Raw genomic sequence first — 16,943 nt, 5'->3', positions numbered from 1 at the left:
GATGTAGCGAGAGGGAGAGGTTGATGTCCCGAGTTCGAACCCTGTTCCGCACGACGGCGTTGGCGGCGATCGCCGGTTTGATGTCCGCACCTCTCACCGCCCTCGATGCGCGCGAAGGCGCGACGACGGTGAAGCAACAGCAGCCGCGCAAGCCCGTGCGCGCCGAGCGCCGGCTCAACGTCCTGCTGATCATGGCCGACGATCTTGCGCCGCGGCTGGGCAGTTACGGCGCGCCGGTGCGCACGCCCCATATCGACCGGCTCGCCCGGCAGGGCGTCAGCTTCGACCGCGCCTATTCGCAATTCCCGTGGTGTGCGCCGAGCCGCGCGTCGATGCTGACCGGGACCCGGCCGGACACCACGCGGGTCAAGGACCTGAACACGCCGTTTCGCGCCGCGCTGCCCGACATCCAGACGCTGCCGCAATATTTCCGGTCCAACGGCTATTTCTCCGGCCGCGTCGGCAAGATCTTTCACCAGGGCGTCCCTGCGGGGATCGGCGAGGCGGGGCCGGACGACACCCAATCCTGGGACAAGGTGGTCGATCCGCGCGGGCGCGACCGCGATGCCGAGAACGGCCGGCTGGCCAATCTGACGCCGGGCATCCCCTATGGTTCGGCGATGGCCTATCTCGCCGACGAGGGCGAGGATGGCGAGCAGACCGACGGCAAGGTCGCGAGCGAAGCGATCGCGATGATCAAGGCGAACCGCGACAGGCCCTTCTTCATCGGGGTCGGCTTCTATCGCCCCCACGTGCCCGAGGTGGCGCCTAAGCGCTATTTCGACCTGTACCCGCTCGACACGATCCGGATCGAGAAGCAGGATCCGGCGATGCTGGCGCGGGTGCTCCCGGCGAGCAAGGCGTGGACCCCCGACAATTTCGCGATGACGCCCGATCAGCAGCGCGAGATGATCCGGTCCTACTATGCGGCGACGAGCTTCATGGACGCGCAGGTCGGGCGCGTGCTCGACGCGCTCGACGAACTGGGGCTCGCCGAGGACACGATCGTGGTCTTCACCAGCGATCACGGCTTCATGCTCGGCGAGCATGGCCAGTGGATGAAGAACATCCTTTGGGAACCTTCGGCGCGCGTGCCGCTGATCGTCCGGGTGCCGGGCCGCGGCAAGGCGGCGGGCAAGCGATCGCCGCGCACGGTGGAGCTGCTCGACATCTATCCGACATTGGTCGAGCTCGCGGGACTGCCAGGCTATGCGCGCAACGAGGGCAAGAGCCTCACGCCGCTGCTCGCCCGCCCCGACGACCGGCAATGGGCCAAGCCCGCGCTGTCGCAGGTGCGCGGCGGGCGCAGCGTCCGCACCGAACGGTGGCGCTATACCGAATGGGAGGGCGGCAAGCTCGGCCGCGAGCTCTACGACCATTCGCGCGATCCCGGCGAGTTCGACAATCTGGCGGACGATCCGCGCCACGCCGCGACCGTGGCCAAGCTGCGCGCGATGCTGCCGCAGGGGCCGGTCGAGGCGCGGTCGAAGCCGGTCGCCTACGATGCGGTGCGCGACTGCACCTACTTCCCGCGCCAGCCGGCGCCCGCGCCAGGCAAGGCGCCCGCATCGGGCGGCGACGGCATGGCCGGGCTGCAGCGGTGCGAGGCACTGGACCCCTGATTTCCCGGAACGACGCCGCGAAGGATTGACCGATGGCTGCGAAGCAACGACGCATGAAGATCAAGGCCGCGCTTTTTGCCGCCGTCGCGGCCGCCCTCGCGGCGCCGGCGGTGCAGGCGCAGAGCGACGCCCCCGGCACGCAGCAGGCGCCGCGCAGCGACAAGCGGCCCAACATCATCCTGATCCTGGCCGACGACATGGGCGTCGAGACGGTCAACGCTTATGGCGGCGAGTATTTCACCCCCAGTCTGGATCGGATGGCGCGCGAGGGGCTGCGCTTCGACAATGCGCATGCGACGCCGCTTTGCTCGCCATCGCGCACCCGGCTGATGACCGGAATCGAGAACCACCGGAATTACGAGGCGTTCGCCTATCTGGCGCCCGGCCAGCGGACCTTCGGCAATATGCTGAAGGATGCGGGCTATGCGACGGGGATCGTCGGCAAGTGGCAGCTTTCGGGCAACGGGTTCGACGGGCGCAAAGGCATTAGCCCCGAGCAGGCCGGGTTCGAGGAAAGCGCGCTGTGGCAACTCAAGGCGCTCGACGCCAAGGGATCGCGCTATTGGGGGCCGACCCGCGTGATCAACGGCAAGACGCGGATCGACGAGGAAGGCTTCGGCCCCGATCGCGACCAGGCATTCGCGCTCGATTTCATCGAGCGGCACAAGGACCGGCGCTTCTTTCTCTACTATCCGATGGCGCTGGTGCACGATCCCTTCGTTCCGACGCCGGCGTCGATGGCGAGCAAGGGCGACAAGGACCGGTTCGCCGGCATGATGACCTATATGGACGCACAGGTCGGGGCGTTGCTTGCCAGGCTCAAGGAGCTGGGACTCGACGAGAATACGATCGTCGTGTTCACCGCCGACAACGGCACCAATCGCAAGATCACGAGCACGCGCAACGGTACCGATGTGCGCGGCGGCAAGGGGCTGCCCACGCTGACGGGAACGCATGTGCCGCTGATCGTCCGCGCGCCGGGCCGCGTGGCCGCGGGCGGCGTCACATCCGCCCTGTTCGACTTTCTCGACTTCGTCCCGACCTTCGCCGAATTCGCCGGGGTGAAGCTGAAGCCCGGCAGCAGCGACGGCGTCAGCCAGGCGACGGTGATCACCGGCAAGGCGCCGGGCGTCCGCGACTCGATCTTCATGCACTACGACCCGCATTGGGTGGCGCGCCCGGCGCGCTTCGTGTTCGACGCCGCGCACAAGCTCTATGCCGACGGGCGTTTCGTCGCGCTGGACCCGGCGCGCGGCGTTGAGACCGAGATTCCTGCGGAGCGCATGACGGGGGCGGACCGCGCCCGCCGCGCCGCGTTCGAGAAGATCCTGCGCGAGACGCCGGACGTCCCGTTCAGCAAGGAGCGCTTCCCGATGTGCGTCAACCGGCCGTCGCGCGATCCCAAGCTTCCCGCGATCGAGGCGGGATGTGCGCCATCCACCGGCGCCATGGGTGAGGATTCCTGACCGTGCAGGTTCAAGATCGCACGGCCGGACGAACTGGAGAGCTGTAATGTCCCGTATCCGCGTCAGCCTGTTATGCGCCGCCCTTGGTCTCGCGAGCGTCGCTGCGCCGCTCCCCGCGCGGGAGGCGTCCGCACCGGCCAAGGCCCCTGCCAAGGACGCAGTGCCCGTCGCAGCCAAGCCGAAGAACGTGATCTTCGTGATCGTCGACGACCTGCGCTACGACGGCCTGGGCTTCCTCCAGCCCCAGCTGCGGACGCCCAATATCGACCGCATGGCGCGCGAGGGCACCTATTTCCCGAACACCGTGGTCACCTCCGCGCTGTGCTCGCCCAGCCGGGCGACGATCCTGACCGGCGAGACCGCGCGCAATCACCGCATCGTCGACAACAACCATTCGTCGGAGGCGGGACTGACCTTCTTCCCCGCGCTGCTGCAAAAGGCCGGCTACCAGACGTCGTTCATCGGCAAATGGCATATGGGGAATGACGACGACAATCCGCGCCCCGGCTTCGACAAGTGGGTGAGCTTTCGCGGGCAGGGCGCCTATTTCCCGACCACCGGCATCCCGGCGGCAGCCGCTGCGGCGGGCAAGCGCAACATGCTCAACGTCGATGGCAAGCCGGTTCCGCAGGCGGGCTATATCACGGACGAGCTCACCGATTATGCGATGAACTGGCTGGACAAGGAGCGCGACCAGTCCAAGCCCTTCTTCCTCTATCTCAGCCACAAGGCGGTGCATTCGGACCCGCTGCCCGCGCCGCGCCATCGCGGCCAGTATGACAAGGTGACGTTCGCGATCCCCGACACCGCCGCGGACACGCCCGAGAACCGCCGCGGCAAGCCGATGTGGGTCCATAACCAGCGCAACACCTGGCACGGGATCGATTTCTTCTACAACTCCGACATGAAGATGACGGAGTATCTGCGCTATTACTACGCCACCCTGTCGGCGGTGGACGACAGCCTGGGGCGCATCTTCGACTATCTCAGGAAGAACAAGCTCGACCGTGACACGATGGTCGTGTTCACGTCCGACAACGGCTTCCTGATCGGCGATCACGGGCTGATCGACAAGCGCAACGCCTATCAGGGATCGGTGCGGGTGCCGTTGCTGGTATGGCAGCCGGGCAGCGTGCCCGCGGGCGCGACCAATCCGGGCCGGATCCGCAACCTCGACTATGCGCCGACCTTCCTCGACCTCGCGGGCGTCCAGCGTCCCGCCAATTTCGAGGGCAAGAGCGCGCTTCCGCTGATCACCGGCAAGCTCGCCGCGAAGGACTGGACGCCGCAGGACTTCGTCTACGAATATTATTGGGAATGGAGCTTCCCGATGACGCCGGGGACGTTCGCGATCCAGCGCGGCGACATGAAGTATATCCAATATTACGGCGTCTACGACACCGACGAGCTCTACGACCTTGCCCGCGATCCGGACGAGCGCAACAACCTGATCAACGACCCGGCCTATCTCGAGCGCAAGATCGAGCTGCGCAAGGCGCTGTTCGCGCAACTCGCCGATCGCGAGGGGCGGCATACCATCCCCTATGGCCAGCGGCTTGCGATCGGCAGCGTGCGCAGGAGCCGGACCGGTCCCGGCGCCGCGCCATTCCCCGACGAATGGCTGGTCGAGCCCAATCGCGCCGACCGGCTCGACGACATCCTCCCCGACAGCCCGGCCAAGCAGAAGGCGAAGGCGGAAGGCCGCCCGTTCATGCCGGTGGCGCGGCTGGGCCAAGAGCGGCTGGACGAGAAATGAGCCGGGGGATCAACCGCCGCGGGGTGATCGGCCTCGCCGCCGCCGCGACCCTTGCCACGCGCGCCGCCGCCGCGCCGGGCGATCGGCCGAACATCCTGTGGCTGGTCAGCGAGGACAACAACCCGCTGATCGGCGCCTATGGCGACCGGCTCGCGCATACGCCGGCGATCGACGCGCTGGCGCGCAAGGGCGTGGTCTATCGCAACGTCTATTCCAACGCGCCGGTCTGCGCGCCGTCGCGCTTCGCGATCCTGACCGGCATCTATCCCGAGAGCTGCGCGCCCGCGAACCAGATGCGCGCCAACGCCAGACTGCCCGAAGGTTTCCGCACCTATCCCGAGCTGATGCGGGCCGCGGGCTATTTCTGCACCAATGCCAGCAAGACCGACTATAATTGCGACGTCGATCCCAAGGCGATCTGGGACGTGCAGGGGCCGCAGGGCCATTGGCGCAAGCGGCCGGCGGGCAAGCCGTTCATGGCGGTGTTCAACTACGAGACCACGCACGAATCGCAGCTGTTCAAGCCGACGTCCGGCCGGGTGACGCCGGACAGGGTGACGCTGCCGCCCTATCTGCCCGACACGCCGGGAATCCGGCAGGACTTCGCCAGCTACTACAACCTGATCGAGAAAATGGATGGCCAGCTGGCACAACGCCTCGCCGATCTCGAGGCGGACGGGCTGGCCGAGGACACGATCGTCTTCCACTATTCGGACAATGGCGGGGTGCTGCCGCGCTCCAAACGCTATTGCTATGACGAGGGGCTGCGCTGCGAGCTGATCATCCATGTGCCGCCCAAATGGCAGCACCTGATGCCGGCGAAACCCGGCAGCGTGATCGACAGCCCGGTGTCGTTCATCGATCTTGCGCCCACCGTCCTGTCGATCGCCGGCGCCGCGCAGCCGCCGCAGATGCGCGGCCGTCCGCTGCTCGGCAAGCGCGTCGGCGCGCCGCAGCGCCTGGCGTTCGGCATGCGCAACCGGATGGACGAGCGGATCGACTTTTCGCGTACCGTCACCGATGGCCGCTGGCGCTACATCCGCAACTATATGCCGCACCGGCCCTGGGGCCAGCATCAGGCCTATGAATGGCAGGCCAGCGGGTATCAGGACTGGGAAGCGGCGTATCGCGCGGGCGGGTTGAACGCCGCGCAGCGGCGGTTCTTCGAAACAAAGCCGTTCGAGGAACTCTACGACTTGCGCAGCGACCCGCACCAGATCGCGAACCGCGCCGGCGATCCCGCCGCGGCGCGTATCCTCAAGTCGATGCGCAGCGCGCTCGATGCTCACATGCTCGCGATCCACGACAACGGCTTCCTGCCCGAGGGGATGGCCGGCGAGGGCTATGTCGAGAGCCGCAATCCCGCCGTCTATCCGCTGAAGGCGGTGATGGCGCTGGCGGAGGCGGCCGCCGGTGGCGGAGCGGCGCGCCTAACTATGCTGCGCGCGCATCTCGCCAGTCCGGTGCCGGTGCTGCGCTACTGGGCGGCGACGGGGATGCTGATCCGGGGCGAGGCGGCGCGAAGCGAATTGGCGGCGTTGCAGACGATCATGCGCAGCGATCCCTCGCCGCATGTCCGCATCGTCGCTGCGGAGGCGGCCGCGCGGCTGGGTGACGAAGAGGGCGTGCGCCTGCTCGCCGGGATCATCGACGCGCCGCCGTCGTGGCAGGTCCAACTCCAGGCGATCAACGCGCTGACCTTCACCGGCGAGGCGGCGAAGGCGGTGCTCGACACGGTTCGCCGTGCGGCGCGGATCGAGCAGGACCAGGACTATGTCCGTTCGGCGGGCCGGTATCTGGAGGCGGTGCTGACCGGCAGCTACACGCCCGCTACGCCGATCTTCGAACTGGAGCGGATGCGGCAGCGTCTGGGCGGCCCGGGCGGCGCGGCGCCGGGACGGAATTGAGCGGAGAGGAAATGCCAATGATGACATCTTCCGGCCACGGCCGCCGCCGTACTTGCCTGACACTCATCGCGTTTGCCGCCACGGCACTGACGCCGCTCGCCGCCGCCGACGCCCGCCAGCGGCAGGACACGCGGCCGAACATCGTGGTGATCGTGCTTGACGATGTCGGCTTTTCGGACCTGGGCGCGTTCGGCGGGGAGATCCGCACGCCCGCGATCGATCAGCTTGCCCGCGACGGACTGCGCTACAACCGCTTCGACAGCAAGTCGGTCTGCTCGCCGACCCGTGCTGCGCTGCTCACCGGGCGCAATCCGCAGACGGTGCGGATGGCCGATCTGCCCGCGGCAAAGGTCGATCCCGCCGATCTGACCCGCGACCGTGGCGAGCTGCCGCAGAACGCTCAGACCATCGCGCAGGTTCTCCAGCGGGCGGGTTACCGGACCTATGGTCTCGGCAAATGGCATCTGGCGCCGGAGGACGAGGATGGCTCGCCCGGCCGCAACGGCTCATGGCCGCTGCAGCGCGGCTTCGACAGCTTCTATGGGTTTTTCCTCGGCTGGACCGATCAGTACCGGCCTGCGCTGATCGAGGGCAACCGGACGATCCCGACGCCGACGACAACGGGCTATCACTTCTCGGTCGATATCACCGACCGCGCGATCGCCGCGATGACGCCGGAGCAGGGCAGGGGAGCGAAGCCCAGATTCGTCTATCTCGCTTATGGTGCCGGCCATTCGCCGATCCAGGTGCCGCGTCGTTACATCGACGCCTATCGCGGCGTGTATGAAAAGGGCTGGGACGCGATGCGCGATGAGCGGCTCGCGCAGATGAAGCAGATCGGCATCGTCCCGCCGAATACGGTGCTGGCGCCGCGAAGCCCATCGGACCGGCGGTGGGAGGACCTCACCGACACGGAGAAGACGGTGTTCGCGCGGTTCATGGCGACCTATGCCGGCTTCCTCACCCATACCGACGAGCAGATCGGGCGGCTGGTCGCGCATCTCAAGGCGACGGGCCAGTATGACAACACGCTGATCGTGCTCCTGTCCGACAATGGCGGCGCGTCCGAGGCGGGGCAGAAAGGCTTTTTCGAGAAGCTCTATCGCCCCAATACGCTGACGCCGGAGCAGATGCTGGCGCGGCTCGACGAGCTCGGGACCGACAAGACGAATGCGGAATATCCGCGCCCCTGGGCGATGACGAGCGTCACCCCGTTCCGGCGCTACAAGGTCTGGCCGTATCTGGGCGGGGTACGCACGCCGCTGATCGTGAGCTGGCCGCGGACCATTCGCGATTCCGGCGCGATCCGGCGTCAATATGTCGATACCGTCGACCTCGCCCCGACGCTCGCGCAGGCCGCGGGCACGCGCTTCCCCCGTAGCCTGAACGGCGTTGCGGAGATTCCGGTTGCCGGCAAGTCGATCCTTGCGACGCTGCGTTCCGCCGCGGCGCCGAGCGCGCGCACCGTCCAGTATTTCGAGCTGCGCGGCAATCGCGCGATCACGCAGGGAAAGTGGCGGGCGGTGGCGATCCATCAGCCGGGCATCGACTTCGCCAAGGATCGCTGGCAGCTGTTCGACACGGAGGCGGACTTCGCCGAGGCGAACGACATCGCCGATCGCCACCCCGCCAAGGTCGAGGAACTGAAGAAGCTGTGGTGGAGCGAGGCGCGCAAGCACAGCAATCCGCCGCTCGCCGAGATGCCGGCACGGTTCCGGTCGCGCGAGCGTTTCGACGACAGCCCGGACCGGCAGGCAGTGCCGCCGGCGACAGGAAACTGACGCCGGCGACCGATGCGGCTATGAGAAGTTCCATGAACGACACCGTGAGTTCTGAACCCGCCAACGATCGCGATTTCGCCGGCATGCGCTATATCGAGGGCGGCCGTTTCCGCATGGGCTCGGCGCGCTTCTATCCGGAGGAAGCGCCCGTCCGCACGGTGCGGGTCGATCCGTTCTGGATCGACGAGACGCCGGTGACCAATGCGCAATTCGCCCGCTTCGTGGATGCGACCGGGCACCTCACCTTCGCCGAGATTGCGCCGGATCCGGCCGATTATCCCGGGCTGGATCCGGCGCTGGCGCTGGCCGGTTCAATGGTGTTCGAAAAGACCGCCGGCCCGGTCGACATGGATGATTTCTCGCAATGGTGGACGCTTCGGGCCGGTGCGGACTGGCGGCACCCGCTGGGGCCGGACAGTTCGATCGAGGGGCTGGACGATCACCCGGTGGTCCATGTCGCCTATGCGGACGCGGAGGCCTATGCGCGCTGGGCGCGCAAGTCGCTTCCGACCGAGGCGGAATGGGAGTTCGCCGCGCGCGGCGGCGCCGACAGCGACTATGCCTGGGGGGACGAGCTCGCGCCCGGCGGCGCGATGCTGGCGAATTACTGGCAGGGGCGCTTCCCCTACGCCAACACGCTGCTCGACGGGTATGAGCGGACCTCGCCTGTACGGCACTATCCGTCGAACGGCTATGGCCTGTACGACATGATCGGGAATGTCTGGGAGTGGACGTCGGACTGGTTCGCGGTGCCGGGCGCGGCGGACCGCAAGCCGGTCAAGAAACAGGCCGGGGCCTGTTGCGCCATTCCCAATCCGCGCGGCGGGCGCGAGCGTGACAGCTACGACCCCTTCACGCCCCGGATACGCATCCCGCGCAAGGTGCTGAAGGGCGGATCGCATCTGTGCGCTGAGAATTACTGCCAGCGCTACCGGCCTGCTGCCCGCCACCCGCAGCCGGTGGATTCGACCACCACGCATATCGGCTTTCGCTGCGTCGTTCGCGGCTAACCGGAACCCAGGGAACATCGCCATGTCCATTGCCGCTTGACAACGTTCCCGTCACCGATCAGTTTAGCGTTAAACAAGCGGACGACAGGGCAGTGATTCGCCTTCCGTCCAGGGCCGGCAGAGCCACACAAAAGCTATAATTTTGGGGAGGTTGTATGAATCGTTCAGTCCAGTTCCATGTCGTTGCGTCCGCCTTTGCGCTCGCTGTCTCGCTGGCGGTGCCTGCACATGCGCAGGAGGGCCCTGCGGAGCCGCAGGCCGAGGCGCCTGCTCCCGAGGATACCGGCGAGATCATCGTGACCGCGCAGAAGCGCGCCGAGCGCCTGCTCGACGTGCCGCTGGCGGTGACCGCGGTTACCGGCGACGCGCTTGCCGACCGTCAGATTTCGGATACGAACTCGCTGGTCCAGGCGGTGCCGTCATTGAGCTTCCAGCAGGGCGCCAACCCGACCAACACCAGCTTCCGCATCCGCGGGATCGGTACTTCGCTGTTTGGCCAGGGAACCGAATCCTCGGTCTCCACCGTGGTCGACGGCGTCGTCGCCGTGCGTCAGGCGCAGGGTTTCTCCGACCTTGCCGATATCGAGCGGGTCGAGATCCTGCGCGGACCGCAGGGGACGCTGTTCGGCAAGAACGCATCGGCCGGCGTGATCAGCGTGACCACCGCGCGGCCCGCGCGCGACCTCACCGCCAGCGGCGACTTCACGATCGCCGAGCATGGCGAGTACCGCGCACGCGGCACCGTCTCGGGCCCGTTGTCGAGCACGCTGCGAGCGCGCGTCACCGGCTACTACAATGACGTGCGCGGCATCACCCGCAACATCGGGACCAATCGCTGGGTCAACGGATCGAGCGGCTGGGGCGTGCGCGGCAAGCTCGAATGGGACGCGACCGAGACGCTCAACTTCCTGCTGAGCGCCGAATACCGCAAGACGGATGCGGTATGCTGCGGATCGACGATGGTCAGCATCGTCAATCCGGTGCTCCAGAGCCTTGTCGGCCCGATCCAGGCGTCGCGCAGCAACCGTACGATCAACGAGGACAGCGACACCTACGCCAACACCAGCCAGCAGACCTATTCGCTTCAGGCCGACTGGGATCTGGGCGCGGCGACCATCACCTCGATCACCGCGTTCCAGAAATACCATCTGGACGTCAACCAGCCGATCGACCGGATCAACGCGCCGGTGCCGGTGTTCGCCGGAGCGGGAGCGGCCTATTCCTGGTGGAACCAGAACCACGGCGTCGCCGACATCCAGGGGCTGAGCCAGGAACTGCGCATCGCGAACAACGGCAGCAACGCATTCAACTATGTCGCCGGCGTGTTCTACATGCACAGCTATATCGAGCGGCCGTTCGACCGCCGCCGCGCGCGCTGCACCGCAGGCGTGATCGGCCAGCCCTGTGCCGCCGCCAACATCATCTACCAGTCGTCGGCGAGCGAGATCCGTCTGTCGCAGGACAGCATCGCCGCTTTCGGCCAGTTCGACTACAATATCGCCGGTGGCCTCAAGGTGATCGGCGGTCTCCGCGTCCAGCATGAGAAGGGCTTCAACCGCGGCTTCCGCATTGCCCCGATCCAGACCGGGGACGTGATCTTCCCGGCCAATCCTCCGGTCAGCGGCCAGTTCCGCGCCAGCGACACCGCGGTGACCGGCAAGGCGGGCCTGCAATATGAGTTCAACCGCAACGCACAGGCCTATGCGACCTATACGCGCGGCTACAAGGGCCTGGGCTACGAGATGGAAATCTCGGCCGATCTCGCCAACCAGAAGGCGCTCGAGCCCGAATGGGTGAACGCCTACGAGCTTGGCTTCAAGGGCCGCACCTCGGATGGTTCGTTCAGCATTTCCGCTGCCGCCTTCCTGGCCGATTACACCAACCTTCAGGTCCAGGCGAACCGCTCGGATCCGGTGACGGGCGTCGTGCAGTTCGTCTCGACCAATGCCGGCAAGTCGCAGACGAAGGGCTTCGAAATCGAGGCGACAATGCGCCCGACCGACGGCTTCACCGTGAACGCCGCGGTGACCTATGCCAAATCGACGATCGACATCGACGGCCTGAACTGCCCGCTTCAGCTGCAGGCAGCCGCGCCGGTGATGACCGGGACGCCGATCAACGTCTGCTATCGCACTGCAGCCGGCGCAACGCCGCAGCAGAACCTGCGCGGCAAGCCGCTCGCCGCCAGCCCCGAATGGCGCGTCAGCGTTTCGCCGCGCTACGAGACGGACATCAGCTCCAGCCTGGGCGCCTTCGGCCAGTTCTCGATCAACTATACGAGCGCGCAGCAGTTCGCGGTGGAGCAGGATCCGCTGCTCTGGCAGCCCGCCTATGTGCTGGTCGATGCCAGCATCGGCATCAAGACGATCGACGACCGCTACAGCCTGACCCTGTTCGTCAAGAACCTGTTCGACGAGAATTATCTGACGAGCATCGGTCACAACTCGCTGCTGGCGACCGCCGCCAACCCGTACGATCTCGTCGGAACCTACAACAAGGACTCGAGCCGATACTTCGGCGCGACCTTTGGCGTGAAGTTCTGACCCCTCCACCGCAGTCAACTATCCTCCAGCATTGACTGCCTTTTCCTGACGGCGCTCCCGCAACGGAGCGCCGCCTTTTTAAGCGCGGCACGCCGCTGCCCGTTCGGCGAGAAGGAAGACGAAGCGGATGACGAAGCTGACGAGAGGTGCAGTAGCAGGCCTGATGCTGGCCCTGTCGGGCGCTGCGCCCCCGGAACTGGCGGCCTATCGCGATCTCAATCGCAACGGGGTGATGGACCCGTATGAGAATCCCGCGCTGCCCGTCGATGCGCGGGTGGACGACCTGCTCGCGCGGATGACGCCGGAGGAGAAGGCCGGGCAACTGCTGCACGGCACGCTGCCCGGGCACGGATCGGCGATCGGGGCTTCGACGAGCGGCTACGACCTTGACAAGGCGAGGGCGATGATCGCCGACCAGCATGTCTCCAGCTTCATCACCCGGCTGGTCATGCCGCCGGCGCAGTTCGCCGAACAGAACAATGCGGTGCAAAAGCTCGCCGAGGCGACGCGCCTTGGCATTCCGGCGACGATCAGCACCGACCCGCGCCATCATTTCCATGCGACGGCTGGGGCGAGCACCCATGGCGGCGGCTTCTCGCAATGGCCCGAGACGCTGGCGTTCGCGGCGATCGGCGATCCGGCGCTGGTGCGCCGGTTCGGCGAGGCGGCGCGGCGCGAATATCGCGCGGTGGGTATCCATATGGCGCTGTCGCCCCAAGCCGATATCGGATCGGAGCCGCGCTGGCCGCGCATCACCGCGACCTTCGGATCGGATCCGGCGACCGTCTCGCGGCTCGCCGGTGCCTATGTCGAGGGGTTCCAGGGCGGGCCGTCCGGCGTCACGCGCGATGGCGTCGCGACCGTGGTCAAGCACTGGGTCGGCTATGGCGCGGCGCCCGAAGGTCATGACGGTCACAATTTCTATGGCCGTGCCGTCAGCATGACGGATGCCGAGTTCGAGAAGCATGTTGCGGCGTTCGACGGGGCCTTTGCAGTCCGATCCGCGGGGGTGATGCCGACCTATGTCATCGTGCGCGGACCCAGGCTGAAGGGCGCGGCACTCGAGCCGGTCGGGGCGGGCTTCAGCAAGCAGCTGCTGAACGACCTATTGCGGCGCGAAAAGGGATATGGCGGCCTGATCATCTCCGACTGGGCGATCACGCGCGATTGCGATGCGGCCTGCACCGCTCCCGACGCGAGCAATCCGCAGCTTCCGGGCTCGATCGGAATGCCGTGGGGCGTCGAACATCTGAGCGTGACGGAACGCTTCGCCAAGGGACTCGAGGCCGGTCTCGACCAGTTCGGCGGAGTCGATGATCCAGCACCGATCCTGGCCGTGATGCGCGAGGGGAAGGTCGATGCGGCCCGGATCGACGCATCGGTGCGGCGCATCCTGCGGCTCAAGTTCGAACTCGGCCTGTTCGAGAATCCGTTCGTCGATCCCGCAAGGGCCGAGGCGGTGCTCGGCGATCCCGGCGTGCGTGCGCAGGCGGATGCTGCCCAGCGTGCAGGGCAAGTGCTGCTGCGAAATCAGGGCGCGCTGCTGCCGCTTCGCCGCGGCGCCAGGCTCTGGCTCCACGGCGTGGATGCCGATGCGGCACGCGCGGCCGGGTTCCAGGTCGTGGGCAAACCGGAAGAGGCCGACGCCGCGCTGGTGCGGACGGCGACGCCGTTCGAGACGCTGCATCCGCATCATTTCTTCGGATCCCGCCAGCATGAGGGCCGGCTGGATTTCCGGCCCGACGACGCGGACACGAAGACGATCGCCGCCGCGGCACGTCATGTCCCGGTGATCGTCGCGGTCGAAATGGACCGGCCGGCGATCCTGACCGCGCTGCTCCCGCATAGCCGAGCCCTGCTGGTTACATTCGGCGCGAGTGACGCTGCATTGCTCGACGTCGTGCAAGGCGTTGCCAAACCCCGCGGCAAGCTGCCGTTCGACTTGCCCCGATCCATGGAAGATGTGGGTAAGCATCGAGGCGGCGATGATTGTTGCGCCCAATTCCGTCGAGGCGAGGGGCTGCAACTATAGGTCGTGCCGGGTCTGTGGAAAGTCTGATGAGGCGCCGGAGCTCGAACCTCGGCCCCTTCGATCGTCCGATGTGACCAGTGGCATCGAGCGGATATTCCACGGGCCATCGTGACTGTACAACAATCGCACGATTGGCCTCGTGCCAACCGGGCGCTTCGGCAGCGCGTTCCCGGATCATTGCCGCGATCGGGACCAGAGGAGGGCGGTTGATCGGGGCGCCGGCGCGAACCGGCGCTCCCGACCCCATTTCCTAGAAGCCGATGCGCAGGCTCGCGCGGAAATCGCGCCCGGCGAGCGGCGCGAAGTCCTTGAGGAAGCTCGTGTGACGGCGCGCCTCGACATCGAAGATGTTGTTGGCGCTGAGCAGGATGCTCGTCTTGCTGTCCTTGCCCCACGGCCTGAACGCGATCGATGCGTTGACCAGCGTATAGTCGCTGGTCGGTGTTTCGAACGCGGCGATGCGGTCCTGTTCGAACACATGCTCGACCTCCGCGCGCGCGGTGAGCCTGTCGGACTGCAGCTCGAGCCCGCCCAGCAGGCGAAGCGGCGGAATGCGCGGCACCGGCCCCCGATCGACGACATTGGCGTGAACATAGTCGCCGAGCAGGTCGAGGTTCACGGCATAGCCGCCGATACGGGCCAGCCGCACCGACGCGTCCGCCTCTAACCCGTAGTAGCGGGCATCGGCCTGCTGGAACTGGAAGCAGGGGAACTCGACTTCCCGGCCGCTGGGATCCGCGGCCGCCTGGCAGACGCTCTGGGCGACCTGGCTCTCGAAGATATAGTTGGAGAACCAATTGTAATAGGCCGAGGCGTCGAAGTGGAAGCCGTCGCCATTGGCGTGGACCGTGGCTTCGATGCCCCACGACTTTTCGAGCTGGAAATCGGGGTTGCCGAGTTCATAGGCCTGCGTTCCGGCGTGCGCGCCATTGGCGAAGAGCTCCTCGCCAGAGGGCGCCCGCTCGGTACGCGAGAGGTTGAGGCCGATGCGAACCCCCGGCGCAACGCCGAGCGAAGCGCCGACCGAGCCCGACACCGCGTCGAAACTGCGCTTACCCGAGAAGAAGCGTAGATCGTCGGCCAGGGTATCGGCGGTCAGCTGGGTGCGTTCGTAGCGCGGTCCGCCTTCGGCACGGAACTGGCCGAGGTCGATCTGCTGGAGCGTGAAGACGCCGAACTGCCCCGTCCGGTTCTTCGGCAGGAACGCTTCCTCGCCTTGCACGTCGAAGCGGCGATTGAAATACTGCACGCCCGACACGCCACGCCAGCCGTCATGCTCGGCCTGCACCAGCTCGAGCCGGCCCTCCAGCCCCTTGTTGTAGAAGCGCGTCGCGATCTCTCCGGTGTCCTCGAGTTCGAAGTGGCGATAGCTGGCATAGCCCGCGCGTGCGCGAATGCGCTCGAGGAAGCCGCCGCCGGTTTCCACTTCGCCGCGCAGGTCGAAGCGGTCCTGCGCGATATCGAGCCGGGGGGCTTCCTGCTCCTGGCCCAGTTCCGTCGCATAGCGCACGGGAACTCCATAGAGGCTGTCATAGTGGCTGTACGACACGCCGAGGCTGCCGGTGTCGGTGATGATCGACGCGCCGACGCCGGCGGTCCAGGTCTCGCTCGCCGAATTGGGCAGCCGGCCGCGCAGCGCCGCGTTGGCGGCGAAGTCGATCGGCTCCTCCGCGTCGGGATCCGGCGCGGGCTGAGGCTGCGCGGCGGTTGCCAGCGCCTGTGCGCGGGCGGGACCGGACAGGACATGGCCGGGAATCTCGAGGTCGTCGGTCTTGGTGTAGGATCCATCGGCATGCAGCACGAGCTTGCCGCCGAGCGCGACATCGGCCGCACCGCCGATCGAGCGCTCGTTCGCGGCGGAGCCATAGGTGCCGATCGCGTTCACCCGGTAGCCCTTCTCGGGCACGCTGCGCGGAATGCGGGTGTCGATCACGTTGACGACGCCGCCGATCGCCGACGAGCCGAACAGCAACGCCGAGGGACCGCGCAGCACCTCGACGCGTTCGGCCAGCAGCGGATCGATGACGACGGCGTGATCGACCGATGTGTTCGACACGTCGATCGCGCCGATGCCGTCGGTCAGCACGCGGATGCGCTCTCCCTGAAAGCCGCGCAGGATCGGACGTGACGCGCTCGGGCCGAAGGAGGTCGCGGACACGCCCGGCTGGCGTGCCAGCGTCTCGCCGATCGTCGGGCGCAGGTCGCGCTGCAGCGCTTCGCCGGTCACCACCGAAGTGCCTTGCAGCAGATCGTCCTCCGCTTGCCGGAAAGGGGCGGTGATGACGATTTCCTCGTCGGCGGTTTGTGCAGATTTGGCGGGGGAGGGCGCGCTCGCGGTCTGCGCGAAGGCGGACGGGGTGAGCGCAAGCGTCGCTGCGCCGAGCAGGTAGATGTAACGCATGATATGAACTCCAGGAACCTTGTGTCGTGCGGAGCGCGATCGCGTGGCCGACGCGATCTTCTGGGCTCCGGCTCAGGCGTGGAGGTCGAGTGGCGGCGCGCGGCTCTGCCAGGGGCGCGGCTGCGTCGAGAACCGGACCCGCAGCCGGTGCGGTAGATAGACGTCGAACGAAACAAGTGGCGCGTGGTTGAAGGAGATCGGGGCCGGCAGCAGAAGGGGCCCCGTATCTTCCGCCTCGCGGCAGAGGGGGCAGCCAGAGGACGGGTCCGCAGGTGATGGATCAGTGGGAAGCGAGGCGGCCGATGTGATTGGCGATAGTGATCCGGCCTTGCCCGCATGCGCATCATGAAAGGGCGGCGGCGCAGCAAGACTCAGCCACACGAGCGCCAGCGCGGCTACCCAAAGGATGAGCGAATATGGGCCCG

At 66.9% G+C, this 16,943-nt stretch carries 9 protein-coding genes; 8 read left to right on the top strand and 1 reads right to left on the bottom strand.

Annotation, left to right across the window (positions count from 1 at the left end; all coding sequences use genetic code 11):
• Window positions 1–23 precede the first annotated feature (23 nt).
• From BDW16_RS02520 to BDW16_RS02485, 8 genes are all read left to right on the top strand, one after another.
• Window positions 24–1,622, top strand: coding sequence for a sulfatase (locus tag BDW16_RS02520; protein WP_100362692.1), 1,599 nt, complete (start codon window positions 24–26; stop codon window positions 1,620–1,622).
• 32 nt (window positions 1,623–1,654) lie between these two features.
• Window positions 1,655–3,088: a sulfatase family protein gene (locus BDW16_RS02515; RefSeq protein ID WP_083954272.1), complete on the top strand. Its 1,434-nt coding sequence runs from the start codon at window positions 1,655–1,657 to the stop codon at window positions 3,086–3,088.
• A gap of 46 nt (window positions 3,089–3,134) precedes the next feature.
• Window positions 3,135–4,844, top strand: coding sequence for a sulfatase family protein (locus tag BDW16_RS02510; protein WP_066577276.1), 1,710 nt, complete (start codon window positions 3,135–3,137; stop codon window positions 4,842–4,844).
• Window positions 4,841–6,751 (top strand): sulfatase-like hydrolase/transferase, encoded by a 1,911-nt coding sequence (locus BDW16_RS02505; protein WP_066577275.1) that lies wholly within the window; start codon window positions 4,841–4,843, stop codon window positions 6,749–6,751. The genes BDW16_RS02510 and BDW16_RS02505 overlap by 4 nt, the downstream gene beginning before the upstream one ends.
• 17 nt (window positions 6,752–6,768) lie before the next feature.
• Window positions 6,769–8,532, top strand: a complete 1,764-nt coding sequence (locus BDW16_RS02500) for an arylsulfatase (protein WP_083954271.1) — start codon at window positions 6,769–6,771, stop codon at window positions 8,530–8,532.
• 83 nt (window positions 8,533–8,615) lie between these two features.
• Window positions 8,616–9,542: a formylglycine-generating enzyme family protein gene (locus BDW16_RS02495; RefSeq protein WP_066577437.1), complete on the top strand. Its 927-nt coding sequence runs from the start codon at window positions 8,616–8,618 to the stop codon at window positions 9,540–9,542.
• A 155-nt stretch (window positions 9,543–9,697) separates the two neighbouring features.
• Window positions 9,698–12,085 carry a TonB-dependent receptor gene (locus BDW16_RS02490; RefSeq protein WP_066577271.1) on the top strand — a complete coding sequence of 796 codons (2,388 nt, stop codon included), beginning with the start codon at window positions 9,698–9,700 and terminating at the stop codon, window positions 12,083–12,085.
• A 127-nt stretch (window positions 12,086–12,212) separates the two neighbouring features.
• The gene (locus BDW16_RS02485; protein WP_066577269.1) at window positions 12,213–14,117 is read left to right on the top strand and encodes a glycoside hydrolase family 3 protein; all 1,905 of its coding nucleotides are present in this window, start codon (window positions 12,213–12,215) and stop codon (window positions 14,115–14,117) included.
• A gap of 250 nt (window positions 14,118–14,367) precedes the next feature.
• On the opposite strand, the gene BDW16_RS02480 is transcribed toward BDW16_RS02485, so the two are convergent.
• The gene (locus tag BDW16_RS02480) at window positions 14,368–16,518 is read right to left on the bottom strand and encodes a TonB-dependent receptor (protein WP_066577267.1); all 2,151 of its coding nucleotides are present in this window, start codon (window positions 16,516–16,518) and stop codon (window positions 14,368–14,370) included.
• Window positions 16,519–16,943: the final 425 nt, after the last annotated feature.

Origin of the sequence: Sphingomonas koreensis, from assembly GCF_002797435.1 — a bacterium.
GTDB classification, from domain to species: domain Bacteria; phylum Pseudomonadota; class Alphaproteobacteria; order Sphingomonadales; family Sphingomonadaceae; genus Sphingomonas; species Sphingomonas koreensis.
Note: the sequence above shows the minus strand (reverse complement) of the source record. Positions and strands in the feature narration are given on the sequence as shown.

Excerpts from the sequence above, each read along its gene's own strand:
- BDW16_RS02520 (WP_100362692.1), top strand. The coding sequence starts at position 24 with ATGTCCCGAGTTCGAACCCTGTTCCGCACGACGGCGTTGGCGGCGATC.
- BDW16_RS02515 (WP_083954272.1), top strand. The coding sequence starts at position 1,655 with ATGGCTGCGAAGCAACGACGCATGAAGATCAAGGCCGCGCTTTTTGCC.
- BDW16_RS02510 (WP_066577276.1), top strand. The coding sequence starts at position 3,135 with ATGTCCCGTATCCGCGTCAGCCTGTTATGCGCCGCCCTTGGTCTCGCG.
- BDW16_RS02505 (WP_066577275.1), top strand. The coding sequence starts at position 4,841 with ATGAGCCGGGGGATCAACCGCCGCGGGGTGATCGGCCTCGCCGCCGCC.
- BDW16_RS02500 (WP_083954271.1), top strand. The coding sequence starts at position 6,769 with ATGATGACATCTTCCGGCCACGGCCGCCGCCGTACTTGCCTGACACTC.
- BDW16_RS02495 (WP_066577437.1), top strand. The coding sequence starts at position 8,616 with ATGCGCTATATCGAGGGCGGCCGTTTCCGCATGGGCTCGGCGCGCTTC.
- BDW16_RS02490 (WP_066577271.1), top strand. The coding sequence starts at position 9,698 with ATGAATCGTTCAGTCCAGTTCCATGTCGTTGCGTCCGCCTTTGCGCTC.
- BDW16_RS02485 (WP_066577269.1), top strand. The coding sequence starts at position 12,213 with ATGACGAAGCTGACGAGAGGTGCAGTAGCAGGCCTGATGCTGGCCCTG.
- BDW16_RS02480 (WP_066577267.1), bottom strand. The coding sequence starts at position 16,518 with ATGCGTTACATCTACCTGCTCGGCGCAGCGACGCTTGCGCTCACCCCG.